At 55.3% G+C, this 21,106-nt stretch carries 22 protein-coding genes and 1 riboswitch; of the genes, 12 read left to right on the top strand and 10 right to left on the bottom strand.

Annotation, left to right across the window (positions count from 1 at the left end):
- Positions 1 to 17 precede the first annotated feature (17 nt).
- The 4 genes from bioB to bioD are packed head-to-tail and all read left to right on the top strand — an operon-like array spanning position 18 to position 3,642.
- Positions 18 to 1,058 carry a biotin synthase BioB gene (bioB, locus tag NNO04_RS05730; protein WP_271443861.1) on the top strand — a complete coding sequence of 347 codons (1,041 nt, stop codon included), beginning with the start codon at positions 18 to 20 and terminating at the stop codon, positions 1,056 to 1,058.
- On the top strand, positions 1,055 to 2,209 hold the full coding sequence (gene bioF / locus NNO04_RS05725) for an 8-amino-7-oxononanoate synthase (RefSeq protein ID WP_271443860.1): 1,155 nt from the start codon (positions 1,055 to 1,057) through the stop codon (positions 2,207 to 2,209). Before bioB ends, bioF begins: the two co-directional genes overlap by 4 nt.
- A complete protein-coding gene (bioC, locus tag NNO04_RS05720; RefSeq protein ID WP_271443859.1) occupies positions 2,196 to 2,951 on the top strand; it encodes a malonyl-ACP O-methyltransferase BioC in 756 nt (251 codons plus the stop codon). The genes bioF and bioC overlap by 14 nt, the downstream gene beginning before the upstream one ends.
- Entirely contained in the window at positions 2,944 to 3,642 is a 699-nt protein-coding gene (bioD, locus tag NNO04_RS05715) for a dethiobiotin synthase (protein WP_271443858.1), read from the top strand. The genes bioC and bioD overlap by 8 nt, the downstream gene beginning before the upstream one ends.
- On the opposite strand, the gene NNO04_RS05710 is transcribed toward bioD, so the two are convergent.
- Positions 3,608 to 4,330 carry an ABC transporter ATP-binding protein gene (locus NNO04_RS05710; protein WP_271443857.1) on the bottom strand — a complete coding sequence of 241 codons (723 nt, stop codon included), beginning with the start codon at positions 4,328 to 4,330 and terminating at the stop codon, positions 3,608 to 3,610. The two genes, bioD and NNO04_RS05710, sit on opposite strands and share 35 nt — an antisense overlap.
- A 773-nt stretch (positions 4,331 to 5,103) precedes the next feature.
- Here NNO04_RS05710 and uvrB point away from each other — a divergent pair.
- Entirely contained in the window at positions 5,104 to 7,125 is a 2,022-nt protein-coding gene (uvrB, locus tag NNO04_RS05705; protein WP_271443856.1) for an excinuclease ABC subunit UvrB, read from the top strand.
- 56 nt (positions 7,126 to 7,181) lie between these two features.
- Here the strand turns inward: uvrB and yvcK are convergent, their stop codons facing one another.
- Positions 7,182 to 8,090, bottom strand: a complete 909-nt coding sequence (yvcK, locus tag NNO04_RS05700) for a uridine diphosphate-N-acetylglucosamine-binding protein YvcK (RefSeq protein WP_271443855.1) — start codon at positions 8,088 to 8,090, stop codon at positions 7,182 to 7,184.
- A gap of 266 nt (positions 8,091 to 8,356) precedes the next feature.
- A riboswitch (molybdenum cofactor riboswitch) is annotated at positions 8,357 to 8,502 on the top strand.
- Here yvcK and moaA point away from each other — a divergent pair.
- The 6 genes from moaA (at position 8,490) to NNO04_RS05670 (ending at position 11,948) form a co-directional block, all read left to right on the top strand.
- Positions 8,490 to 9,479: a GTP 3',8-cyclase MoaA gene (moaA, locus tag NNO04_RS05695; protein ID WP_271443854.1), complete on the top strand. Its 990-nt coding sequence runs from the start codon at positions 8,490 to 8,492 to the stop codon at positions 9,477 to 9,479. It overlaps the preceding riboswitch by 13 nt.
- A 20-nt stretch (positions 9,480 to 9,499) precedes the next feature.
- A complete protein-coding gene (gene moaB / locus NNO04_RS05690; RefSeq protein WP_162383387.1) occupies positions 9,500 to 10,012 on the top strand; it encodes a molybdenum cofactor biosynthesis protein B in 513 nt (170 codons plus the stop codon).
- A 2-nt stretch (positions 10,013 to 10,014) separates the two neighbouring features.
- Complete coding sequence (gene moaC, locus NNO04_RS05685; protein ID WP_271443853.1) at positions 10,015 to 10,500, top strand: cyclic pyranopterin monophosphate synthase MoaC; 486 nt, start codon at positions 10,015 to 10,017, stop codon at positions 10,498 to 10,500.
- Positions 10,493 to 10,738, top strand: coding sequence for a molybdopterin synthase sulfur carrier subunit (moaD, locus tag NNO04_RS05680; RefSeq protein ID WP_271443852.1), 246 nt, complete (start codon positions 10,493 to 10,495; stop codon positions 10,736 to 10,738). Before moaC ends, moaD begins: the two co-directional genes overlap by 8 nt.
- A gap of 1 nt (position 10,739) precedes the next feature.
- The gene (gene moaE, locus NNO04_RS05675) at positions 10,740 to 11,192 is read left to right on the top strand and encodes a molybdopterin synthase catalytic subunit MoaE (protein WP_162383384.1); all 453 of its coding nucleotides are present in this window, start codon (positions 10,740 to 10,742) and stop codon (positions 11,190 to 11,192) included.
- Between the two features lie 51 nt (positions 11,193 to 11,243).
- Entirely contained in the window at positions 11,244 to 11,948 is a 705-nt protein-coding gene (locus NNO04_RS05670) for a Bax inhibitor-1/YccA family protein (protein WP_271443851.1), read from the top strand.
- Between the two features lie 48 nt (positions 11,949 to 11,996).
- Here NNO04_RS05670 and NNO04_RS05665 read toward each other — a convergent pair whose 3' ends face one another.
- Genes NNO04_RS05665 through NNO04_RS05655 form a run of 3 tightly spaced genes read right to left on the bottom strand, consistent with a single transcriptional unit; the run spans position 11,997 to position 14,958 of the window.
- The gene (locus NNO04_RS05665; protein WP_271443850.1) at positions 11,997 to 12,959 is read right to left on the bottom strand and encodes a lysylphosphatidylglycerol synthase domain-containing protein; all 963 of its coding nucleotides are present in this window, start codon (positions 12,957 to 12,959) and stop codon (positions 11,997 to 11,999) included.
- Positions 12,959 to 14,200, bottom strand: a complete 1,242-nt coding sequence (clsB, locus tag NNO04_RS05660) for a cardiolipin synthase ClsB (protein ID WP_271443849.1) — start codon at positions 14,198 to 14,200, stop codon at positions 12,959 to 12,961. The genes NNO04_RS05665 and clsB overlap by 1 nt, the downstream gene beginning before the upstream one ends.
- The gene (locus NNO04_RS05655) at positions 14,197 to 14,958 is read right to left on the bottom strand and encodes an endonuclease/exonuclease/phosphatase family protein (protein WP_271443848.1); all 762 of its coding nucleotides are present in this window, start codon (positions 14,956 to 14,958) and stop codon (positions 14,197 to 14,199) included. Before NNO04_RS05655 ends, clsB begins: the two co-directional genes overlap by 4 nt.
- 133 nt (positions 14,959 to 15,091) lie before the next feature.
- On the opposite strand from NNO04_RS05655, the gene NNO04_RS05650 reads away from it, so the two are divergent.
- Entirely contained in the window at positions 15,092 to 15,502 is a 411-nt protein-coding gene (locus NNO04_RS05650; protein ID WP_271443847.1) for a YbhQ family protein, read from the top strand.
- On the opposite strand, the gene NNO04_RS05645 is transcribed toward NNO04_RS05650, so the two are convergent.
- Genes NNO04_RS05645 through cecR form a run of 5 tightly spaced genes read right to left on the bottom strand, consistent with a single transcriptional unit; the run spans position 15,464 to position 21,105 of the window.
- Entirely contained in the window at positions 15,464 to 16,570 is a 1,107-nt protein-coding gene (locus NNO04_RS05645) for an ABC transporter permease (RefSeq protein ID WP_271443846.1), read from the bottom strand. The two genes, NNO04_RS05650 and NNO04_RS05645, sit on opposite strands and share 39 nt — an antisense overlap.
- Positions 16,571 to 16,580: 10 nt before the next feature.
- Positions 16,581 to 17,714 carry an ABC transporter permease gene (locus NNO04_RS05640; protein ID WP_271443845.1) on the bottom strand — a complete coding sequence of 378 codons (1,134 nt, stop codon included), beginning with the start codon at positions 17,712 to 17,714 and terminating at the stop codon, positions 16,581 to 16,583.
- The gene (locus tag NNO04_RS05635) at positions 17,707 to 19,443 is read right to left on the bottom strand and encodes an ATP-binding cassette domain-containing protein (protein WP_271443844.1); all 1,737 of its coding nucleotides are present in this window, start codon (positions 19,441 to 19,443) and stop codon (positions 17,707 to 17,709) included. The genes NNO04_RS05640 and NNO04_RS05635 overlap by 8 nt, the downstream gene beginning before the upstream one ends.
- Positions 19,436 to 20,431 carry a secretion protein HlyD gene (gene hlyD, locus NNO04_RS05630; RefSeq protein ID WP_271443843.1) on the bottom strand — a complete coding sequence of 332 codons (996 nt, stop codon included), beginning with the start codon at positions 20,429 to 20,431 and terminating at the stop codon, positions 19,436 to 19,438. The genes NNO04_RS05635 and hlyD overlap by 8 nt, the downstream gene beginning before the upstream one ends.
- Positions 20,428 to 21,105: a transcriptional regulator CecR gene (gene cecR, locus NNO04_RS05625; protein ID WP_271443842.1), complete on the bottom strand. Its 678-nt coding sequence runs from the start codon at positions 21,103 to 21,105 to the stop codon at positions 20,428 to 20,430. Before cecR ends, hlyD begins: the two co-directional genes overlap by 4 nt.
- Between the last annotated feature and the right edge of the window lies 1 nt (position 21,106).

Genomic DNA, 21,106 nt, shown 5'->3' with positions numbered 1-21,106 from the left:
CCTTTTGGAGAGGCCACATGGCTCACCACGCTCGCTGGACAATGTCGCAAGTCACCGAATTATTTGAAAAACCGCTGCTGGATTTGCTGTTTGAAGCGCAACAGGTTCATCGTCAACATTTTGACCCACAGCAGGTGCAGGTCAGCACGCTGTTGTCGATTAAAACCGGCGCCTGCCCGGAAGATTGCAAATATTGCCCGCAGAGTTCTCGCTACAAAACGGGTCTCGAGTCAGAACGTTTGATGGAAGTTGAACAGGTTCTGGACTCTGCGCGTAAAGCCAAAAATGCGGGTTCGACCCGCTTCTGCATGGGGGCGGCCTGGAAGAATCCACACGAACGCGATATGCCGTATCTGGAGCAGATGGTGCAGGGGGTGAAGGAGCTGGGGCTGGAAGCGTGTATGACGCTGGGCACCCTCAACGAATCCCAGGCGCAGCGCCTGGCTGAAGCAGGTCTGGACTATTACAACCACAACCTCGACACCTCGCCAGAGTTCTACGGCAACATTATCACCACCCGTTCGTATCAGGAGCGTCTCGACACGCTGGACAAAGTCCGCGAGGCGGGCATTAAGGTCTGCTCTGGCGGTATCGTGGGTTTAGGTGAAACGGTAAACGATCGGGCCGGACTGTTGCTGCAATTAGCCAACCTGCCGACGCCGCCGGAAAGCGTGCCCATCAACATGCTGGTGAAGGTGAAAGGGACGCCGCTGGCCGATAATGACGACGTCGACGCGTTTGATTTTATTCGCACCATTGCGGTGGCGCGTATCATGATGCCCACCTCGTTTGTCCGCCTCTCCGCAGGCCGTGAACAGATGAACGAACAGACCCAGGCAATGTGCTTTATGGCGGGCGCAAACTCGGTGTTCTACGGCTGTAAACTGCTGACCACGCCAAACCCGGAAGAGGACAAAGATCTGCAGTTGTTCCGCAAACTGGGGCTGAATCCACAACAAACTGCCGTGCTGGCGGGTGATAACGAACAGCAACAACGCCTCGAACAGGCGCTGATGACCCCGGACACCGACGATTACTACAACGCGGCAACCGTATGACCTGGCAGCAAAAAATCGACGATGCGCTGTCAGCGCGTCGTTCTGCCGATGCGTTGCGCCGCCGGCACGCGGTGGTGCAGGGGGCCGGACGCTGGCTCTGTTCGGGCGATCGTCAGTATCTCAATTTCTCCAGCAATGATTACCTGGGACTGAGTCACCATCCGCAGATTATCTGCGCCTGGCAGCAAGGCGCGGAGCGTTTTGGCGTTGGTAGCGGCGGTTCGGGTCATGTCAGCGGCTATTCCGTTGCCCATCAGGCGCTGGAGGAAGAGCTGGCGCAGTGGCTGGGGTATTCGCGTGCGCTGTTATTTATTTCCGGTTTTGCAGCGAACCAGGCGGTCATTGCCGCGCTGATGGCAAAAGACGATCGCATCGTGGCAGACCGGCTCAGTCACGCGTCGCTGCTGGAGGCCGCCAGCCTTAGTCCTGCGCAATTGCGTCGTTTTACGCATAACAACCCCGAACATCTGTCGCGTTTGCTGGCCGCCCCGACGTCTGGTCAACAACTGGTGGTGACCGAAGGGGTATTCAGCATGGATGGCGACAGCGCGCCGCTTGCTGAGATTCAGCGTACCGCGCAACAGCACCGAGCGTGGCTGCTGGTCGATGATGCGCACGGTATTGGCGTTACTGGCGAGGAGGGGCGAGGGAGTTGCTGGCAGCAGCAGGTGAAACCAGAACTGCTGGTGGTCACGTTCGGCAAAGGGTTCGGCGTCAGCGGCGCGGCCATTCTCTGTTCCGACAGTGTGGCAGAGTATCTGTTGCAGTTCGCCCGCCACCTGATCTACAGCACCAGTATGCCACCCGCTCAGGCCCAGGCGTTACGCGCCTCTTTGGCGGTGATCCGTAGCGATGAAGGTCGCCAGCGCAGAGAAAAACTGGCGTCACTGATTGAACATTTTCGTGCGGGCGTGGATACCACGGCGTTCGCCCTGGCGCCTTCGCACAGCGCAATCCAGCCGCTGATCGTCGGCGATAACGCGCGCGCATTACAGCTGGCGGAAACGTTGCGCAGCCAGGGGTGCTGGGCGACCGCGATCCGCCCGCCTACCGTTCCTGTCGGCACCGCGCGGCTGCGTTTGACGCTGACCCAGGCGCACGAAAAACAGGACATCGATCGCCTGCTGGAGGTGCTGCATGGCGCAGTTTGATAAGCAGGCTATTGCAGCGGCGTTCGGTCGGGCCGCGACGCAGTATGAACAACATGCCGAACTGCAACGCCTGAGCGCGGATGCGTTACTGGGATTGTTGCCGGAGCGTGCGTTTTCACAGGTGCTGGATGCCGGATGCGGGCCGGGGCGTATGAGCCGCTACTGGCGCGCGCAGGGCAGCGAAGTGACGGCGCTCGATCTCTCAGCGCAAATGCTCGAGGAGGCGCGCCGTCAACAGGCCGCAGATCATTATTTGATGGCGGATATTGAAGCGATTTCACAACCCACGGCGAGCTTCGATCTGGCCTGGAGTAACCTCGCCGTGCAGTGGTGCAGTGATTTACCCCAGGCGTTATCGGAGCTATATCGTGTGGTGCGTCCCGGCGGACAGGTGGCGTTTACCACCCTGGCGCAAGGGTCGTTGCCGGAGTTGCGGCAGGCGTGGCTGGCGGTCGACAATCGGGCGCATGCCAACCACTTTTTAGACGGTGTGACTCTCGAAAACGCCCTGCGAGGCTGGCGCGCACGGCACAGGATTCAGGCGATCACGCTCTGGTTTGACGATGCGCTGAGCGCGATGCGTTCACTCAAAGGCATCGGGGCGACCCATCTGCATGAAGGGCGCGAACAGCGAGTGCTCACCCGCAGTCAGCTCCAGCAGTTACAACTGGCCTGGCCGCAACAGCAGGGGAAATACCCGCTGACTTATCATCTTTTTCTGGGAGTGATTGAACGTGACTAAGCGTTATTTTGTCACCGGGACTGACACCGAAGTCGGGAAAACTGTCGCCAGTTGCGCGCTACTGCAGGCCGCCGCTTTGCGGGGGTACCGGACGGTGGGTTACAAACCGGTGGCGTCGGGCAGTGAAATGACGACGGAAGGTTTACGCAACGGCGATGCGCAGGCATTACAGCGTAACAGCACGCAGGCGTTGGCGTATCAGGACATCAATCCGTACACCTTTGCGGAGCCGACATCGCCGCATATTATCAGCGCCGACGAGGGAAGACCCATTCTCGCGACGGTGATGTCTGACGGTTTACGGGCGTTAGAAGTCCAGGCTGACTGGGTGTTGGTTGAAGGGGCCGGTGGCTGGTTTACGCCGCTCTCAACGACCCTGACATTTGCTGACTGGGTTTGCGCCGAGCAATTGCCGGTGATTCTGGTGGTGGGCGTCAAACTGGGATGTATCAACCATGCCATGCTGACAGCGCAGGCGGTACAGCAAGCCGGTTTAACGCTCGCGGGCTGGATTGCCAACGACGTCACGCCGCCTGGGAAACGCCATCAGGAGTATATGGAGACGTTATCGCGCGTGATCCCGGCGCCGCTGTTAGGGGAAATCCCCTGGCTGGCCGAGTCGCCGGAATGCGCCCCGACAGGCCATTACCTCGATCTCAGCGCTCTGGAGCGGGCGTCATCCACTGATTAAGAAGCTTGTCGTTTAGCTGGGTCAGATGCCCCTGCGCCACGTTGCGTCCCCGGTGCAGGAGGCAAAAACGGTCAGCGACCCGGCGAATAAACGGCAGGCTTTGTTCCACCAGCAAAATGGTGAGTCCCCATTCCTGATTCAGCCGCACAAGCACATTCCCCAGTTTGTGGATAAAGGCGTGCCCGATCCCCCGCGTCGGCTCATCCAGGATCAGCAGACGCGGTTGTGTCACCAGCGCACAGGCCAGTGCCAGTTGGTGTTGATTGTCTTCGGGCAGAATGACGCCTTTTTGGTGGCGCAGCGCATAAAGTTCGGGGAAAAAACCGTATATATCGCAGCTCGCAATGGGGACGTTTTCCCCTGCGGCTTTACGGGCAATATGCAGATTCTCTTCTACGGTCAGCTGTGAAAAGATGCGCCGCTCTTGCGGGAGATAGCCCATTCCCATCGCAGAACGGTCGGCGGCAGGCGTTGTGCGCAGGTCGCGGGGCGGAGCCCCGGTTTCATGCCAGAAGATCGTCCCGCTTTCGATAGGCAAGATCCCCGTAATACAGTTCACCAGCGTGGTTTTCCCCATCCCAGGAAGCCCCAGCACGCAGGTGCATTGCCCGGGGATTAAATCGAGATCAACATTCCACAACGTGTGTTGACCACCGTAATACTGATTCACCGCGCGAAGACTCAACATAACTCCCCCATCAAGATGCTATTCGCCTGACCGGCAGGTCCTGATAAGTTGCAATTCTCTTGCCATAACCCCGTTATGGAGGAAAAACGAAGGATTTTCGATGCTTACCCTGGGTTTGGGATATGGATTCTTAACCGGCCAGGCGTCATGACAGAGGATTGCACGCTATCGGTGCCCAGTTAGACGAAAGCAGTGCAACCAACAAAATGGTGAAAATGCGAGCAAGATCTCGTCTGGCTGGGGGCGTATTGTTAGCAGATAAAAATCAAAAATTAGCGATAATTTTTTTTTAGTCGTATGAAAATGACCAGAAGGTCGATTTTGCCAGGCGGCAGTCCATACGGGCTGGGAGCAGTTATCCACTATTCCTGTGGATAACCTTGTGCATTAGAGTTAGAAAACATAACGTAAGCGAGAGAATACGCGGCCTGCGACTGAATTGGTGTGAAAGACGGCTTAAAGAAATATCCTTTATAAAACAGCTTGTTAAATAAAAGCAATGGCTGCAAGAAAAGTGTCATTGAATGCCATAAAACGCGCATTACATGGCTTGACAAATGTTAAAAAAGTCATAGGTCTGGGGATAACCGACATCGGGTGGTTTTTTATCTCGTCTGAGGCTAAATTTTGCACTGTGATGACGTGGTTTTTGCCCGCGTAACAGAAATACTTTACCGTGCTACTGTTTTTTCATCCAGTATATTTTACTGGCAATCTTAGCTATCCCGAGTAAAATTACACACCTGCCCGCCCATTCCTTCAGGTAGCTGCACATGAGTAAACCGTTCAAACTGAATTCCGCATTTAAACCTTCTGGCGATCAGCCGGAGGCGATACGTCGTCTGGAGGAAGGGCTGGAAGATGGCCTGGCGCACCAGACTTTGCTGGGCGTGACGGGGTCAGGAAAAACGTTCACCATTGCCAATGTGATTGCGGATTTGCAGCGCCCTACAATGGTGCTGGCGCCGAATAAAACGCTGGCGGCGCAGTTGTACGGCGAGATGAAAGAGTTCTTCCCGGAAAACGCGGTGGAATATTTCGTTTCTTACTACGATTACTACCAGCCCGAAGCCTATGTACCCAGTTCCGACACGTTTATCGAGAAAGATGCCTCGGTGAACGAACACATTGAACAAATGCGTCTGTCGGCCACCAAAGCGCTGCTGGAGCGTCGGGATGTGGTGGTGGTGGCCTCTGTTTCTGCCATCTATGGTCTGGGCGATCCCGATTTATACCTGAAAATGATGCTGCATCTGACGGTGGGCATGATTATCGACCAGCGCGCCATTTTGCGCCGTCTGGCGGAATTGCAATACACCCGAAACGATCAGGCTTTTCAGCGCGGTACGTTCCGTGTGCGCGGCGAGGTGATCGACATTTTCCCGGCGGAGTCTGACGACATCGCACTGCGCGTGGAGTTATTCGACGAAGAGGTGGAGCGTTTGTCGCTGTTTGATCCGCTCACCGGGCAGGTAGAGTCAACGATTACACGCTATACCATCTACCCTAAGACGCACTACGTCACCCCGCGTGAACGTATTGTGCAGGCAATGGAAGAAATTAAAGTCGAGCTGGCGGAACGGCGTAAAAACCTGCTGGCGAACAACAAACTGCTCGAAGAACAGCGTTTATCACAGCGTACCCAATTCGATCTGGAAATGATGAACGAGTTGGGATATTGCTCCGGCATCGAAAACTACTCCCGTTATCTGTCCGGGCGCGGACCGGGCGAGCCACCGCCGACGCTGTTTGACTATCTGCCTGCTGACGGTCTGCTGGTGGTGGATGAATCCCACGTGACCATTCCACAAATTGGCGGGATGTATCGCGGCGACCGGGCGCGTAAAGAGACGCTGGTCGAATACGGATTTCGTTTGCCGTCAGCGCTGGATAACCGCCCGCTGAAGTTTGAAGAGTTCGAAGCACTGGCCCCGCAAACTATCTACGTTTCCGCAACACCAGGTAACTATGAGCTGGAGAAATCCGGTGGCGATGTTGTGGATCAGGTGGTGCGACCGACCGGGCTACTGGATCCGGTTATTGAAGTCCGTCCGGTGGCGACGCAGGTGGATGATTTACTCTCTGAAATCCGTATTCGCGCGGCGATCAACGAGCGCGTGTTAGTGACCACGCTGACCAAACGGATGGCGGAAGACCTTACGGAATATCTGGAAGAGCACGGCGAGCGCGTGCGCTACCTGCACTCAGATATCGACACCGTTGAGCGCATGGAAATTATTCGCGACCTGCGTCTGGGCGAGTTTGACGTGCTGGTGGGGATTAACCTGTTGCGCGAAGGACTGGATATGCCGGAAGTCTCGCTGGTGGCGATACTTGATGCCGACAAAGAAGGCTTCCTGCGTTCTGAACGTTCGCTGATACAGACCATCGGGCGCGCGGCGCGCAATATTAACGGCAAAGCCATTCTCTACGGCGATAAAATTACCGCGTCAATGGCGAAGGCCATTGGCGAGACGGAACGTCGCAGAGAGAAGCAGCAGCAGTACAACGAAGAACACGGCATCATCCCGCAGGGGCTGAACAAAAAAGTGGTCGATATTCTGGCGCTCGGTCAGAACATTGCGAAGACCAAAGCGAAGGGGAGAGGGAAGTCTCGCGCAGGGGCGAAGTCCGATGTGGTTGAGCTGGACATGACGCCGAAAGCGTTGCAGCAAAAAATCCATGAGCTGGAGGGGCAAATGATGCAACATGCGCAGAATCTGGAGTTTGAAGAAGCCGCGCAGATCCGCGATCAGTTGCACCAGTTACGCGAGTTGTTTATTGCGGCATCTTAGGGAATTTCGCGGTAGGCCTGATAAAGCGCGTTAGTGTCGCCATCAGGCATATCGGTTTAGCCGAGCGCTTGTACTGCTTTTTCCAGCGCGCAGTGCAGTAGCTGACGGTCATGACGATACGGAATATCGCTGGCCTCCAGAATCTCCTGAATCACAATTCTGTCGGTGATGGCTGAGACATCGACTTTCGGCCCGACCACGACCGCATCAATCACTTTCTTCCCGACATACTGCTCCATGATGGCGAGCTTATCGACAAGAGATAAACTGGCGGCGGGCAAACTCAACTCGCGCCCCAGATTGCCGATATACACCATGGGCGCTGGGGTACGTCGTAACGCCTGCGCCAGATCGTCCAGCAACAGAATAGGCATCAGACTGGTGTAAAAACTGCCTGGCCCAATCAAAATCAGATCCGCTTCGCTAATGGCTTGCACGGCCTCGCGGGTGGCAGGCACTTTCGGCGACAGCATCAACTCTTGCGGTGGCATGGACAACTGGTCGATATTGACCTCGCCGTATACTTCATGTCCCTGGGAGTCGATCGCCATCAGGTCTACCGGCAGCTCCGACATCGGAATTAAATGCGCATCCACTTTCAGCAAATTACGAATTAAATTGATGGCTTCAAGAGGCCTTACGCTAAGGTGATCCAGCGCCTTTAACATCAGATTTCCGAGGTTATGGCCGGAAAGTTCGCCATTACCGCCAAAACGATACTCAAACATTGCTGAAGCGACGCTGGGTTCCGTAATTAACTGGTTCAGACAATTACGCATATCGCCCCAGGCAATACCGCCCTCTGAACGGCGAATACGCCCTGTTGAACCGCCGTTGTCTGTCGTTGTAACAATACCGGTCAGGCGTGAACCTAATGGCGAGAGTGAAGAAAGAACGCGTCCTAATCCATGCCCTCCGCCGAGGGCCACAACACGGTCGAGGTCTGCCAGCGTGCGATTGCGCATAGTAATTCCTGGTGTTAAAAGATCTGCATTACAGTAGCGCAAATCGCGGGTTTTCAGCAATTAGCCTGGTGGGCTGAGTGGAAATAAAATCTTGCCATCTACCTCTTTATGGCTAGGGGGATGGTTCAGCAAAATGATGTATATCAATGCAAAACTGTGATTTTTGCTTATTCTGTAGCGAAAGTGCACGATCAATACGTTATGTATATGATTATACAGCGTAAGTGTAGATGGCGTAAAAAACGTTTACACGCTAGTATCGGCATAACCACAATAAACACTCTAGCCTCTGCACCTGGGTCAAATGATACGGTGCTTTGGCCGTGACAACGCGTAAACGTGTTTGTCACCAGGGCGCAGGAAGAAATGACTCCGCCTCCCGTATTTGGAAAGGTGTACATGGGCTCACAACTTACCGATGCTTTCGCGCGTAAGTTTTACTACTTACGTTTGTCGATTACCGATGTGTGTAACTTTCGTTGCACCTACTGCCTGCCGGATGGCTACAAGCCAGGCGGGGTCACCAATAATGGCTTTCTGACCGTCGACGAAATTCGCCGGGTAACGCGCGCGTTTGCGAACCTGGGCACCGAGAAGGTGCGTCTGACGGGCGGTGAGCCGTCCTTACGTCGTGACTTTACCGACATCATCGCCGCCGTGCGTGAAAATGCTGCGATCCGCCAGATTGCTGTCACCACCAATGGTTACCGCTTGGCGCGTGACGCGGCGAACTGGCGCGACGCCGGACTGACCGGCATCAATGTTAGCGTCGACAGTCTCGATGCTCGCCAGTTTCACGCCATTACCGGGCAGGATAAATTTCAGCAGGTGATGGCGGGAATCGACGCCGCCTTTGACGCCGGGTTTGAAAAGGTCAAAGTCAATACCGTACTGATGCGCGATGTCAATCACCATCAACTGGACACCTTCCTTGCCTGGATTCAGGCACGCCCCATCCAACTGCGTTTCATCGAACTGATGGAAACCGGGGAGGGGAGTGAACTCTTCCGTAAACACCATATTTCTGGTCAGGTGCTGCGTGACGAACTGTTGCGTCGCGGCTGGCTCCATCAGTTACGTAAGCGCAGCGACGGCCCGGCGCAGGTGTTCTGCCACCCTGACTATGCCGGTGAAATTGGTCTTATCATGCCGTATGAGAAAGATTTCTGTGCAACCTGCAACCGTCTGCGTGTGTCGTCAGTGGGGAAACTTCACCTGTGCCTGTTTGGCGAAGGTGGCGTCAGTCTGCGCGATCTGCTGGAAGATGACACGCAACAGTCTGCACTGGAGGCGCGTATTTCGGCCGCGTTGCTGGCGAAAAAACAGACCCATTTCCTGCATCAGAACCAGACCGGAATTACGCAAAATTTATCGTACATTGGTGGATAAACGCTAAAAGGAGATTTCAGATGAGTCAGGTAAGTACTGAATTTATCCCAACCCGTATCGCTATTCTTACGATTTCCAGCCGTCGCGGCGAAGAAGATGACACGTCAGGCCATTTTCTGCGTGATTCCGCGCTGGACGCTGGCCATAAAGTGGTCGATAAAGCCATCGTCAAAGAAAACCGTTACGCCATTCGTGCCCAGGTTTCCGCCTGGATTGCCAGCGACGACGTGCAGGTGGTGCTGATAACCGGCGGGACCGGGCTGACTGAAGGCGACCAGGCACCGGAGGCGTTACTGCCGCTGTTTGACCGGGAAGTTGAAGGGTTTGGCGAAGTGTTCCGTATGCTCTCTTTTGAAGAGATTGGCACCGCAACGCTGCAGTCTCGCGCGGTGGCTGGCGTGGCCAACAAAACACTGATTTTCGCCATGCCGGGTTCTACCAAAGCGTGTCGCACCGCGTGGGACAATATTATTGCGCCGCAGCTGGATGCCCGCACGCGTCCGTGCAATTTTCACCCTCATTTGAAGAAATAAGTATGTCGCAACTGACCCATATTAACGCCGCTGGCGAAGCGCACATGGTGGATGTCTCCGCCAAAGCGGAAACCGTTCGCGAGGCGCGCGCGGAAGCTTTCGTCACGATGCATAGCGAAACGCTGGAAATGATCATCTCTGGCAGTCACCACAAAGGCGACGTTTTTGCGACCGCCCGTATTGCCGGAATTCAGGCCGCCAAACGCACCTGGGAGCTGATCCCTCTGTGCCATCCGCTGCTGTTGAGCAAAGTGGAAGTACAACTGCAGGCTGAACCGGAGCACAACCGTGTGCGTATCGAATCTGTCTGCCGTTTGACAGGGAAGACCGGTGTGGAAATGGAGGCGCTGACCGCGGCGTCTGTTGCGGCGTTGACCATCTACGACATGTGCAAAGCCGTGCAAAAAGACATGGTGATTGGCCCGGTACGCTTGCTGGCGAAAAGCGGCGGTAAGTCGGGAGATTTCAAGGTGGATGCCCATGATTAAGGTGCTTTTCTTCGCGCAGGTGCGCGAACTGGTCAATATCGATGCGCTGGAACTGCCAGCCAGCTTCGCCACGGTGGACGCGCTGCGTCAGCATCTGGCGGCACAAAGCGATCGTTGGGCGCTGGCGCTGGAAGATGGCAAATTGCTGGCGGCGGTTAACCAGACATTAGTCAGCTTTGATCAGCCGTTAGTCGACGGTGATGAAGTGGCGTTCTTCCCGCCCGTGACGGGAGGCTGAGATGGCTGAAACGCGAATTGTGGTGGGGCCTGCCCCGTTTAGCGTGGGGGAAGAGTATCCCTGGCTGGCGGAACGCGATGAAGACGGCGCCGTCGTCACGTTCACCGGGAAAGTCCGCAATCATAATCTCGGCGACAGCGTAAAGGCGCTGACGCTGGAGCACTACCCAGGCATGACGGAAAAGGCGCTGGCGGATATTGTCGACGAGGCGCGTAGCCGTTGGCCGCTGGGGCGTGTGACGGTAATTCATCGTATCGGCGAGCTGTGGCCAGGCGATGAAATCGTCTTTGTCGGTGTGACCAGCGCGCATCGTAGCAGCGCGTTTGAAGCCGGACAGTTCATTATGGATTATCTGAAAACGCGAGCGCCGTTCTGGAAGCGCGAGGCGACGCCGGAGGGCGACCGCTGGGTCGAAGCGCGTGATAGCGATCAACAGGCGGCGAAACGCTGGTGAGATAATGTGATACGCTTAGTGACAGGTATCACTTTCAACCAGGAGATTATCATGGACCGATTTCCACGATCCGATTCTATCGTTCAGGCGCGTTCCGGCCTGCAAACCTACATGGCGCAAGTCTATGGCTGGATGACCTGCGGTCTACTGCTGACGGCGTTTATCGCGTGGTATGCCGCCAATACGCCTGAACTGATGATGTTTATCTTTTCCAGCAAAATCACCTTCTTTGGGTTGATTATCGCGCAGCTTGGGTTGGTGGTTGTGCTGTCTGCGATGGTGCATAAACTCAGCGCCGGGATGGCGACCACGCTGTTTATGCTTTACTCCGCGCTGACCGGGTTAACGCTGTCGAGCATTTTTATCGTCTATACCTACTCTTCCATCGCCAGCACCTTTGTGGTTTCGGGCGGCATGTTTGGCGCGATGAGTCTGTACGGTTACACCACTAAGCGCGATCTCAGCGGTTTCGGCAACATGCTGTTTATGGCGCTGATTGGTATCGTTCTGGCATCGTTGGTCAACTTCTGGCTGAAAAGTGAGGCGTTGATGTGGGCAGTAACCTATATCGGGGTGATTGTGTTTGTCGGACTGACCGCGTACGACACGCAAAAGCTGAAAAACATGGGCGAGCAGATCGACGTCCGTGACAGCGCTAATCTGCGCAAGTACTCCATACTGGGCGCATTAACGTTGTATCTGGACTTTATCAACCTGTTCCTGATGTTGCTGCGTATTTTCGGTAATCGCCGTTAATGGCTGTTGTGCCGGATGGCGTTCGCCCTGAACGCCATCCGGCAAAAATCACTTCGCCATCGCCTTCTCGTTTTTGGCCCGCAATTTCTTCGCCCGACTCTCCAGAACCAGATAACAGAAAAGCGCCAGCAGTAGCGGAATAAAATAATAGAGCACTCGCCAGGCGAGCAGGGCGGCGATAATCGCGCCCTGAGAGGTGTGCTCTCCCGCGAGAAGAGCGATAAAAACGGCTTCCAGTACCCCTATTCCTGCCGGAATATGCACAATGACGCCCGCAATACTGCTCACCAGTAGCACGCCAAGGACAAAGAAATAGTTGACGGACTGCCCCATTAACAGCCAGATGGTTGCCCCCATTACCATCCAGTTAAGGCTGGAAATGGCCATCTGTGCGAGGGCGAACTTCCAGGAGGGCAACACCAGCTTTTGTCCCTTGATGGTGAGATGGCGATGCTTCGCAAAGGCGCAGCACCATAGATACAACGTAATGATCAAAAGCAACGCCACGCCCAGAACACGTAGCGTATTTTCATCGACATACCAGTGGTCAGGCAGTTGCACCACGCCAAAGGTAAAGATCACGCCTCCCAGCACGATGTAACCCAGCCAGTTGGTGGCGATGCTGAGTGAGAAAATCCGTGTGATTGTGCTACCCGGTAGGCCGAGACGGGAATAAAGTCGGTAACGCATCCCGATACCGCCAACCCAGGTACTGAGGGTCAGATTGAAGGCGTAACAGATGAAAGAGACCAGCATCACCTGCCGTTTTGCCAGTCGATGCCCACAGTAGAGGCGCGCGAGCAAATCATAACAGCCGTAGAGTAAGTAGCTGACGATCACCAGTCCGACAGCGCCTGCCAGGGAAATCCGGTTATAGTCGCGGACAACCTCCCAGACGTCGGTCCAGTCAACTTTGCTGGCGTAAACCACCAGCAGCACGATAACAGCAATAAAAAACAGCCAGGTGAGGATTTTTTTAGCCCGCCGCCATCGCGTATGTGATTTCGCCATTAGGGTTTTCCCCCTGTATCTTGCGCTTCCACCCGGTCCTGAGTTTCCATCGCTGGCTGGGCTGGGGGTTCAACCCGCGCCAGATGCGGAGTATGGGCCGGAAGCCAACCGACCAGCGCGGGGAAGTGACGTAAAAAGTGGAACGCCAGCACGCTTTTGGTGAGATTCCACCAGGTGCGTTTAGGCAACATCGATTCATCAACCTGTTTGCAATCATCGGTAATGATTGTGCTGAGATTGTCGCGCAACGTCTGGTTAAATGTCCGATCATAAATGATGATGTTCGCTTCCAGATTGAGCGACAGACTGAGTGGGTCGAGGTTACTGGAACCTACGGTTGCCCAGTGGTCATCCATCAATGCCACTTTGCCATGCAGAGGGCGACGGCGATATTCAAAAATCTGTACGCCGCCTTTGACCAGATAGTTGTAGAGCAGTCGCGCGCCGACTTTGACTATCGGCATGTCGGGTTCACCCTGCACGATAAGCTTTACCCGCACACCGCGTCGGGCCGCGTTGCGCATTGCATGCAGCAGGCGATAACCGGGGAAGAAATAGGCGTTCGCAATCATCACTTCGCGTTTTGCCTGAGTGAGCATTTTCAGATAATGACGTTCGATATCGTCGCGGTGTTCGTCATTATCGCGCCAGACAAACAGCGCCTGCGCTTCGCCCGGCTGACGGTTTTCTTCCGCGCGATGATGGCGTCGCCACCAGCGGCGTGCCGCGCGTTGCCCCGGCAAGTTCTCCAGCTCAAATTGCAGAATATCCTCCACAATCGGCCCTTCCACCCGAACGGCGTAATCCTGTTTGGCTTCGGGGCCATAGTTGGACATCTGTTCCGCAGAGTAGTTAATCCCGCCAACAAAGGCGACTCGGGCATCGATCACCACAATCTTTCGGTGCATCCGGCGAAACAGATTGGTGCGCATCCCCAGCAGGCGAGGGCGGGGATCGTAATAGCGAAAAATAATCCCCGCCGCCGTCAGCTCTTCAACAAAAGCGTCGCTGAGATCCGGGGAGCCGTACCCGTCCAGCAACACTTCGGCGTGTACGCCACGTTGGGCGGCATTGAGCAGGGCCGCGTGCAGTTGTCTTCCCACTTCATCGTCAAACCAGATAAAGGTTTCCAGAATGATTTTCTGCTCCGCCTGGGCAATGGCGTCAAACACGGCAGGGTAATATTGATCGCCGTTCTCCAGGAGCTGAATCTGATTGCCTTCACGCCAGCCGCATTTCATAGATGAATCTCCGCACTCAGAGGCGCATGGTCAGATAAGTGTCGCCAGTGATGCAGCGGTAGCGCCGTGGGGGCGCTGGCGTTGGCGTTTTTGACATAGATGCGATCAAGGCGCAGTAACGGCAGGCGCACCGGAAACGTTCGCGCCGGGCGACCGTGGGCGCGGGTGAAGATCTCCTCCAGACCGGCACGGGTCTTTAACGGACGGTTAGCCTGTTGTCGCCAGTCATTAAAATCTCCGGCGACAATCACCGGCTCGCCTGGGGGGAGGCTGTTCACCCAGTCGGTCAGCATGGTGAGCTGCGCCTGGCGGTGGGCTTCTCGCAAGCCCAGATGTACACACATAACGTGGATTGGGCGGCTTAACTGTGGCGGCATAATGCGGCAATAAAGCACGCCACGTTTTTCACTGTTGCCAACGGAGATGTCACGGTTTTCATCATATTCAATGGGATAGCGCGAGAGTACAGCGTTGCCGTGATGTCCCTGCGGGTAAACAGCATTACGCCCGTAAGCGAAATCATTCCACAAGGTATCGGCGAGAAACTCGTAATGGGGAGTCTTCGGCCAGTTTGCAATGTGCAGGGAGTGTACGTCATGGGCACCCATCACTTCCTGCAGACAGACAATATCCGCGCCGACGGTCCGCACCGCCTCCCGCAGCTCAGGTAAAATAAAACGCTGGTTAAACGCCGTGAAACCTTTATGGGTATTGAGGGTGAGCACGTTGAGTGAAAATCGCTGCGTTTGTCCGGGCATAATTCTCCTGTTTGCATCACTTTCCTGAATAAAAATAGTGTAGTCGTCGTCACAAAAAGATGCGGTCTTACAGAATTTTCCGTAAAGTCCGGTACTCTGAGTAATTAGACAAAAATCCTTCAGGAGATTAGCCATGAGGTGGCAACAACGTGTTCGTGTCGCAACGGGTCTCAGTTGCTGGCAGATTATGTTGCATTTACTGGTAGTGGCGTTGCTGGTGATGGGCTGGATGAGCGGTACACTGGTACACGTGGGTCTCGGTCTGTGCGTGGTTTACGGCGTGACGGTTTTGCTGATGCTGGCGTTACAACGCCACCATGAACAGCGCTGGCGTGACGTTGCGGATGTACTGGAAGAGTTGACCACAACCTGGTATTTCGGCGCGGCAATGATTGTGCTGTGGTTGTTGTCTCGTGTTTTACAAAACAACGTATTGTTGGCTTTTGCGGGGCTGGCAATCCTTGCCGGACCCGCTGTAGTTTCGTTACTGACGAAAGAGAAAAAGTTACATCACTTTGCGTCTAAACATCGCATACGCCGCTGATCCCGTTGTGGCTGCTATGACCAGTAGCGGCCACAAACTTCCCCAGACAATCTTCAGACTCGCATCCTTCAGGTAAATCTGCTTGGTGATATCCGTAAAGTGGCGGATAGGGTTTATCCACGTTAAATTCTGCAACCAGACGGGCATATTCTCGACCGGGGAAACGTACCCCGAGAGCAAAATCGCCGGCATCATAAAGACAAACACGCCGATAAACGCCTGTTGCTGGGTGGCGCACAGTGACGAGATCAACAACCCAAAACCGACCAGTGACAAACCGTAAATCACCATCGTGAAATAGAACAGGGCCAGTGAACCGGCAAAGGGAATTTGGTACGCCCAGATACCGATGCCCAGCACGATAGTGGCCTGGCCGGTGGCAACGATCAGCGCAGGAACGGCTTTGCCGATGAAAATTTGCCAGGTGGTCAGAGGGGAAACTAACAGTTGGTCCAGCGTCCCTTGTTCGCGCTCGCGGGCCACGGAAAGCGAGGTCACAATCATCACGCCAATGGTGGTGATCATGGCGATCAGTGACGGCACCACGAACCATTTATAGTCCAGATTCGGGTTGTACCAATTTCTGACGACCAGCTCGCTGTTGTTGGGTTTGGGCTTACCGTCCATCAATTCCTGCTGGTAATCTTTGACGATCTGCTGCAAATAATTGGCCGCGATTTGCGCGCTGTTGGAGTTACGCCCGTCCAGAATCAACTGCATCGGCGCCTGCTGGAAGGTATCCAGATTACGCGAGAAATCCGCCGGGAAGCGCACCAGCAACAGCGCTTTTTGGGTATCGATGGTCGGTTGGATCTCTTGCGGGCTATTGAGCAGCAGAATGTGCGTAAAGGCTTTGGCGCGGGCAAAACGTTGGGTTAGCTCGACCGAATGCTTGCCGTTATCTTCGTTATAAATGGCGATAGTGGCGTTAGTGACTTCCAGCGTGGCGGCAAAAGGAAACAGAATAACCTGAATCAGTACCGGCAAAATCAGGATTGCGCGGGTCTGCGGCTCGCGCAGCAGCGATTGCAGCTCTTTGCGGATTAACGTCCATAAGCGATGAAACATGCTCTTCTCCCTAATCCAGCCGACGTTTGGTTTTGAGCCACGTCAGACCAATAAACATGACTGCCGACGCGATTAAAAACAGGACGTTGATCATCAGCACCACCGGGATATTACCGGCCAGAAACAGGCTTTGCAGGGTACTGACGAAATAGCGCGCCGGAATGATGTACGTCACTGCGCGGATCACCGCGGGCATGCTGTCGATCTGGAAGATAAACCCCGACAGCATAATCGAAGGCAAAAAGGCGGCGTTCAATGCCACCTGGGCGGCGTTAAACTGGTTACGGGTAATGGTCGAGATGAGTAATCCCATCCCCAGTGTGCTGAGTAAAAACAGGCTGGTGATAAAAAACAGGATCAATAGCGAACCGCGATAGGGTACGCCGAGAATAAACACCGAGACCAGCATACACAGCAGCATTGCCAGCATCCCGAGGAAGTAATAAGGGATCAGCTTACACAGGAGCAATTCAACGCGGGTGACTTCGGTGGAAAGTAGCGCTTCCATGGTGCCGCGTTCCCATTCGCGCGCGATCACAAGTGAAGTGAGGATGGCGCCGATCACCGTCATAATGATGGTGATTGCCCCCGGGATAATAAAATGCTGGCTGATGGCGGCAGGGTTAAACCAATAGCGGGTCTGTACGTCAATCAACGGTTTAAATTCTTCTCCGCGATCCTCCGCCCGCTGCATTTGCCAGATCTGCCAGATCCCCTCGACATAGCCTTGTACAAAATTGGCGGTGTTCGGCTCGCTGCCGTCAGTGATCACCTGAATCGGGGCGGTATCATTGACTCGCGCCATTTGCTGGGCGAAATCGACCGGGATCACCACCAGACCGCGAATGCGCCCGGCCTGCATCTTTTCGATAAGCTCATGACGATTATCGCTGATGGTGGCGTCGATGTAGGGTGAGCCCGTCATGGTGTGCGTAAAGTCGAGCGCCTCTTCACTCTGCTGCTCAAGCAGGATCCCCACCCGCAGTTTGCTGGAATCGAGGTTGATGCCGTAGCCAAAAATAAACAGCAACAGCAGGGGGATCACCACCGCAATCAGCCAGCTACTGGGATCGCGAACGATCTGGCGCGTTTCTTTGACGCACAGGGCGCGCACCCGGCGCCAGGAGAGTACGGTGTTAATCATGCGTATGCTCCTTATCCCATTCGTGAATGAGCGTGATAAAGGCGTGCTCCATCGTCGGGTCCGGCGTGTCGTTGTCGGCGGTCTGCGCTTTTAGATCATCCGGGGTGCCGCTGGCGATCAACTTCCCGCGATACACCAGCCCAATACGGTCGCAATATTCCGCTTCATCCATAAAGTGAGTGGTGACCATGACCGTCACACCTTTTTCGACCATGCTATTGATATGCAGCCAAAATTCGCGGCGGGTGAGGGGATCTACGCCTGAGGTCGGTTCATCAAGAAAGAGAATATCCGGTTCGTGCATCAGCGAGCAGGCCAGCGCCAGGCGCTGTTTAAACCCCAGAGGCAGTTCGTCAGTGGCATGCGACGCAATGCTTTTCAGACCAAATGCTTCGCTCATCCGCGCAATTTTTTCGTTTTGCGCGCGCCCCCGCAGGCCGTAGACACCGGAGAAGAAACGCAGGTTCTGCTCCACCGTCAGGTTGCCGTAGAGGGAGAATTTTTGCGCCATATAGCCCAGATGCTGACGCGCTTTGCCCGAGCTGACTTTCAGATCCATATCCAGGACCAGCGCTTTACCAGAGGTCGGCACCAGCAGACCGCACATCATTTTAAAGGTGGTGGATTTCCCCGCGCCATTGGGTCCGAGCAGGCCAAAAATCTCCCCGCGCTTGACGGCAAAATTCACCTGGTCGGTCGCGGCAAAATCACCAAACTTTTTGGTCAGTTGCTTTGCTTCTATCACCGTCTCGCCGGGCGTTCCCTCCACCGTATGCAGGATCGCGCCCAGCGGGGATTCTGATGTACCCGCCCCGCCGAGCAGGTCAATAAACGCATCTTCAAAGCGAGGCTGAGTTTCATCAATCGCGATTTCCGGCATCCCATTACCGCGGCGAATATCGTCCGCCGTGGCCCCTTTTTTCAGGATCAGACGAACGGATTTCCCCTGAATCATGCCATCGCTGACCTGCGGCAGTTTTAACGCCTGTTGCAACAGCTTGCGGTTGTTGATCTGTGGACTGCTGATTAAGAAACTGCGGCCCGCCATGGTTTGCGTCAGTGCCGTCGGTTCGCCCTGATAGAGAAGTTCACCTTCGTTCATCAGCAGCACGTCGCGACACTGTTCGGCTTCATCGAGATACGAGGTGCTCCACAGGATCAGCATTCCGTCGCCCGCCAGTTCATGCACCATCTGCCACAGCTCGCGCCGTGAAATTGGGTCCACGCCGACGCCAGGTTCATCCAGCAACAAAACTTTTGGCTCGCCGACCAGCGTACAGGCCAGCCCCAGTTTCTGTTTCATCCCACCGGAGAGCTTACCGGCGAGCCTTTCGGTAAACGGGCCGAGCGAGGTGAATTCCAGCAGACGCGCAAAGGTTTTTTTCCTCGCCTCGCCGGTGACGCTGCGCAGATCGGCATAGAGGTTCAGGTTCTCCATGACGGTCAAATCTTCATAGAGGCCAAATTTTTGCGGCATATAACCGAGCACGGCATGCAGCGCGCTGTCGTCGCGAATCGGATCAAAACCAATCACCGAAGCCTGGCCGCCGTCAGGCTTCAGTAACCCCGCCAGCATTCGCATCAGGGTGGTTTTCCCGGCACCGTCCGGCCCAACCAACCCCGTGACATAGCCCGCGTGAATCGTGCAGTCGAGCGGCGCCACGGCGCACTTTTCCATTCCCGCAAAGCGTTTAACCAGTCCGTTTAGCGTAATGACGGCGTCATTCATGCCGCGCCTCGTCACCGAACTTCAGCGTTACAGGCATCCCCTGGCGTAGCGCATCATCGGCGTCCGTTACCACAATGCGCAGGCGATAGACCAGATCGGTCCGCAGGTCCGGGGTCTCGACAGTTTTCGGGGTGAATTCTGCGGTCGGCGAGACAAAGCCGATTTTGCCGTGATAAGGCTTATCGGGACGACCATCGGTATAGAGCAAAATCTCCCGTCCAGGCGGTACCCGGCTCAGGTTGCGCTCATCGACGTAAGCGCGAACCCAGACTGGACGCGTCAGCGAGAGGGTGAGAACCGTGCCGCCGGCATTCAACATACTGCCCGGCTCCACGGCGCGGGTTAACAGCGTCCCGTCAGAGGGGGCGACCAGTGCGGTATCCTGCAAATTGAGTTCGGCTTGCGCCAGTTGCGCCTGCGCCTGTTCAAGGCTGGCTTTCGCCTGGGCGATATCCTGTTGGCGGTTACCGGTGCGGTACTGACTCAGTTTGTCCTGCGCCGATTTCAGCGTTGCCTGTGCCTGGTCACGGGATGAACGGGCGTTTTCCAGATCGTTGGCGGAAATAGTGCGGCTTTTCCACAATCCCTGCTGGCGATGGTAAAAGTTCTGCGCATAGTCAAAGGCGGCCTGCGCCTGTTTTACGGCGGCGGCGGCCTGGGCTATCTCTTCATCGCGATAGCCTGCCAGCATCAGGTCATACTGTGCCTGTGCAACTGAGACGCCCGCTTTGGCCTGCATTAATGCGTTTTCATAGGGCGCTTTATCGAGCGTGCCCAGCACCTGCCCGGAGGTGATGGCATCACCTTCATCAACTGCCAGTGAAGAGAGTCGGCCGCCGACGCGAAAGCTTAAATTGACGGTGCGAATATCCACATTGCCATACAGCGTCAGCCCGTTATCCTGACGACTTTGGTACCACCACGTTCCACCGGCAATCACGGCAACAATCACCGCCACGGCCAGTCCGATAACGACGGGTTTCTTCATGAGTCCAGACTCCTTTGCGTTAAACCTTGCAGAATGAGATCGATATGACAGGTGATCGTCTGGTAAATCAGCGCGGTTTTTTCCTCATCAAATTGCGACCAGCCCGTGCGCTTGAGGATCGTTTCCTTTCCCAGACGAAACGCCAGAACTTCACCTAACAGAGCGTGGGTGTGCAAAATGGTTTGTGTATCGTCGGCATCACTGCCGGTATAGGCCGCAATCAGCCTTGTGAGATGGGTATGCAGTGGGGCGATCACCTGATTGTGTATCAGTAGATAGGCCGCCGTTGGCGAGAGCTGTTCGCGCGAGATGAATTTACTGAGATTCACCGTGTCTTCCTGCGTTAACAGCATAATCATGTTCTTACACGCGCGCAGAATCAGCTCGCGCATTGCATCGCGATCGGGCTGCGGCTGGGCGAAGAGCTGTTCCGCCTCCTCGGCGTGGGGACGAAACTGCCCGCCAATAAAGTCGGCAATCCACTGGGCGCAGGCAAGGTAGAGGTCATCTTTTGAGCCAAAATAGTAGGTAATGGCGGCGATATTCTGCCCGGCCTGTGCGGCGATATCCCGGGTGGTGGCATGCAGGCCATATTCACCGAACTGCGCAAGGGCAGCGGCAATCAACTGGCTCTTTGCCTGCTCACCTTTGGTCGTCATGGTCGAAGTATTCATG

The organism is Citrobacter sp. Awk 4, assembly GCF_028069725.1.
Taxonomy (GTDB): domain Bacteria; phylum Pseudomonadota; class Gammaproteobacteria; order Enterobacterales; family Enterobacteriaceae; genus Citrobacter_D.
Note: the sequence above shows the minus strand (reverse complement) of the source record. Positions and strands in the feature narration are given on the sequence as shown.